The following is a 3,778-nucleotide window of genomic DNA, read 5'->3' on the forward strand; positions in this document are numbered from 1 at the left end:
CCGGTGGCCACTACCTGTGCGCTCCCGACCTGATCCGGCAGGGCGAGGAGACCGGGCTGGTGCCCCGGCGCTTCGACCTGCCCGCCGCGATCCCCACCCAGCTCACCGGCCTGGCCCGCGCCACGCCCGCCACCGCGCTCGCGGCGTACGACGAGATGACGGGCGGCGAGACGTTCACGACGTCGAGTTCGTGGTTCGCCGACCCGGTCGCCTCGTCGAGGTCGCTGGGGGACGGGGACGACGGCACGGCCTGGTGGGCGGATCCGAGCGATCCGCAACCGACAGTGAAGATGCGCTGGGCCACCGCGCGCAAGGTGAGCTGGGTGCGGCTGCGGTTCGCGGAGAGCCTCGTCGCGGCGCCGCCCAGGACGGTCCGGATCACCGGTGACGACGGCATCCGGGAGGTGACTGTCGACCTGGACGGTGTCGCCCGCTTCCCGGCTCTGCGTACCCGTGGGCTCACCGTTGCAGTGACCTCTACCGTGCCGAGGGTCAGCCGGTCGACGGCGCTGTTCGAGCCGCAGTCGCTGCCGGTCGGTCTCAGCGGCGTGGACGTGCAGGGCGTGCCCGAACTGAACCAGCCGCGCGGCCTCGACCGTGAGGTGACGCTCCCGTGCGGCGCGGGGCCCACCATCGTGGTCAACGGGGTGAAGGTGCCCACGACGGCCACCGGGACGCTGCGCGACCTGCGCGATCTGCGGCCCCTGCGCTACCGCGCCTGCGCTCCCGCCACGTCGTCGGGCCGGGCCGCGAAGGCGGGCGCGGAGCAGGTCACGCTGCGGGCGGGCGGCAACGAGGTCTCCGCCCCGGCGGACCGGTTCGTCGTGGACAGCGTGATCTTCAGCGGTACGCCGGCCGAACGGCCCGTCGTCGCCGCGTCGCCGCGCCGGGCGTTGAGCGTGGTCGACTGGGACGACCAGCGCCGGTCGATCGAGATCGGTGCGGGTGGCGGCAGCTACCTGATGGTTCCGGAGAACGCCAACGCCGGCTGGCGGGCGACGCTCGACGGGCAGGAGCTGATCGCGGCCCGCCTGGACGGGTGGAAGCAGGGATGGTTCGTGCCGGCCGGTCCCGCCGGCCGCGTCGAGCTGGTCTTCACGCCCGGCGAGCACTACCGGATCGTCCTGTTCGTCGCCGGGGGCCTGTTGGTGCTGCTGATGGTCGGGGCGCTGATTCCCGCGCGCCGCCATCGACCCGCGTACCCGGTGGTCCCGACGATGATGCCGACCGCGCCGCTGCTCGCGGTGGCGGTGCCGGCGCTGCTCGGGGGCCTGGTCGGGCTCGGCTGCGCCGCCGCGGTGGTGGCGCTGCACCGGCGCCGCACGCCCGGCCCGGCATGGATCTGGGTGCCGGCCGCGCTGGGGCTCACCGTCTACGGGACCGAGCGTCTGTGGCTGCCCCGGGTCGGCGCGGAACGGGTGGCGGAGCTACTGGTCCTGTTGCCGACCGGGCTGCTCCTCGTGGCGGTCGCCGCTCTCGTGTTGCGGTTCCGTCGGGTCCGCGGCCGGTACGAGGCGAGTTCCGAGGCCGGCCGGCCCGGCGCCCTGAAGCGCTGGCGCCGGCGTCGCGGCCCGGAGCGGGAGGTCGGGCTCGACGGCCACGGGCCGGCGGCGGCCACCGAGCCGCCGCAGCCGTCGCGCGGGCCGCTCGATGAGGTAGTAGCTGGCCGTCGCGACCGGGACGGTGAGGGCCAGGGTGACGGCGAGGAGAACCCAGAACGAGCTGTTCATCCGGGTGAATCCGAGCAGGCGGAAGCAGACCTCGAGCGCGAGGAGGTGCCAGAGGAAGATGCCGTAGGAGATCCGGCCGAGGAACATGACCGCCCGGTGACTGAGGAGAGCGCGGGGCACCCCGCCGGACCCCGGCCCGACGAGGGGGGCGATCAGGCACCAGGCGACGAGCAGGAACAGCAGGTGCTCGGTGACCGACTCGACCGGCTTGGCGGGTTCGACCCCGCGCGGGCCGGCGATGGGCGTGCTCGCGATCCAGAGCAGCGCGCCGGCGATGAGCCAGGACGTTCCCGGGGCGAAGGTGAACACGCGCAGGCCGCGCGGCGTGGCGGACCACAGGTCCTCGTCGCCCCGCCCAGACCCGTCACCGGTCAGGCCGGTGAGGAACGGGGTCGAGGTCGTGCCGACGGGCCACGAGGCGAGCACGGCCAGCATGATGCCGATGCCGAACCAGTCGAGAAAGGCGGGCAGCCAGAGCACCGCGAGTCCCGGTAGAGGCGAGTCGGGACCGTGTGCGTACGCATTCCAGATGAGGCCGGCAAGGACGAGTACGGCACCGAACGCCAGTTGGCGCCGGGCTCGCCCGAGCGGGGTGCGGCCGCCCATTCGGCGGCCGAGCACCGCTATCAGTGGCAGCGCAAGGTAGAAAGTCGCCTCCGTAGCCAGGCTCCAGGTCTGCTCCATGCCGACCGGGAGTCGCAATGGCTCGTAAATCTGTGCCAGAAGAAAGGGGATCGCCCAGTCCCAGACGGACTTCAGATAGTCGATGTTGAGCCAAGTGAGTGCGACGATCGCCATTGCCCAGTACCCGGGCAGAATGCGCAGCGCGCGGTGCCAGAGGTATCGCCGAACGGATGGTCCTGACTGTCCGTTAATGGCAGCGAGTGCGAATGGCCGATAGAGGAGGAAACCGGACAACGCAAAGAAGATCGCCACCCCGACATCCAGCCTGGCCAGCACAGCTGCGAGGTGGGCGAAGGAGTTGGTCAGTCCGCTGAGAAAGGAGACATGGTGGACGACCACGCCGATCACCGCCACCGCCCGCAGCCCTTCCAATGCGGGCAACCAACCGTCCGAACGGCCGGTATTAGTTGCGGACAGGATCGCCTGTCCGTTGCTCGAGTCCGGTCTGACGGGTCGGCTCACAGTTCCCTCGACATCCATTTGATCTCGCAGCCCGGTGGCTGCTGCACCCCCGGAGTCAGTACGTCGCGAGAGGTCGCATCGGACCATATCCGAAATCGGCCTCGTCATGTACTGTCAGCCGACTAGTCGAGTCTTTACAAGGGGAGGAGTTTCATGCGACCCACGTCGGGTGCCATCTTGGTGGCGGCAGGCGCGTTCCTGATCGTCGGGGCCGTGGCGACGCCGCTGGCCGTCGCGCCCGCTCTGGTCAAGGTGCCCCTTGACCAGAGTTCGGTAACGGTTTCAGAGGCGAAGAACGCGACCGTTCTTGATTTCAGCACGCTGGCCGAGCGCAGCGGCGTCAACCTGACCGCCCACCGCGCGGTGCGCGGCGACGTCGAGGCCGGCAACGCCGACCGGACGGTCTTCAACGTCGGTGTCCGGGTGATCGACGACGCGGGCAAGGAGATCACGGTCAGCACGGACCGGGTCGCCCTCGACCGGCGTACGGCGGAGTCGGTCGCCTGCTGTGCCGAGGCGGTCAACGGCGCGCCCTTCAAGCACGAGGGGCTCACCTACACCTTCCCGTTCGGTACGGAGAAGAAGACGTACCAGTACTTCGACAACACCGCTCGGAAGGCGTACCCCGCCGAGTACGTGGGCACCGAGAAGCTGCAGGGGCTGACCGTCTACAAGTTCGAGATGACGGCCGAACCGATCAAGATCAGCGAGATCGACGTGCCGGGCAACCTGGTCGGATCGGCCCAGCCCACGGTGACGGCCGGCCGCTTCTACGCCAACACCCGCACCCTCTGGGTGGAGCCGGACAGCGGCGTCATCGTCAAGGGGCAGGAGAAGCAGCTCCAGACCCTGCGTGACGAGACCGGCGCGGACAAGATCAAGATCATCGACGCCACGCTCGT

The 3,778-nt window shown here is 70.3% G+C and carries 3 protein-coding genes; 1 reads left to right on the forward strand and 2 read right to left on the reverse strand.

What is annotated here, in order from left to right; all coding sequences use genetic code 11:
* Positions 1–10: 10 nt before the first annotated feature.
* Together KBX39_RS34245 and KBX39_RS34250 are read right to left on the reverse strand one after the other, a co-directional pair.
* Positions 11–382 (reverse strand): hypothetical protein, encoded by a 372-nt coding sequence (locus tag KBX39_RS34245; RefSeq protein ID WP_210872933.1) that lies wholly within the window; start codon positions 380–382, stop codon positions 11–13.
* A gap of 1,045 nt (positions 383–1,427) precedes the next feature.
* Complete coding sequence (locus KBX39_RS34250; protein WP_083297043.1) at positions 1,428–2,984, reverse strand: acyltransferase; 1,557 nt, start codon at positions 2,982–2,984, stop codon at positions 1,428–1,430.
* A gap of 45 nt (positions 2,985–3,029) precedes the next feature.
* Between KBX39_RS34250 and KBX39_RS25830 the strand changes: the two genes are divergently transcribed.
* Positions 3,030–3,778 (forward strand): DUF3068 domain-containing protein (locus KBX39_RS25830; RefSeq protein WP_210872938.1); only part of this gene is annotated, 749 nt, incomplete at its 3' end.

This window comes from Micromonospora sp. D75 (genome assembly GCF_018070405.1).
GTDB lineage: Bacteria > Actinomycetota > Actinomycetes > Mycobacteriales > Micromonosporaceae > Micromonospora > Micromonospora chalcea.

Coding starts and splice junctions, on each gene's coding strand:
- KBX39_RS34250 (WP_083297043.1), bottom strand. CDS start 2,984: ATGACGAGGCCGATTTCGGATATGGTCCGATGCGACCTCTCGCGACGT.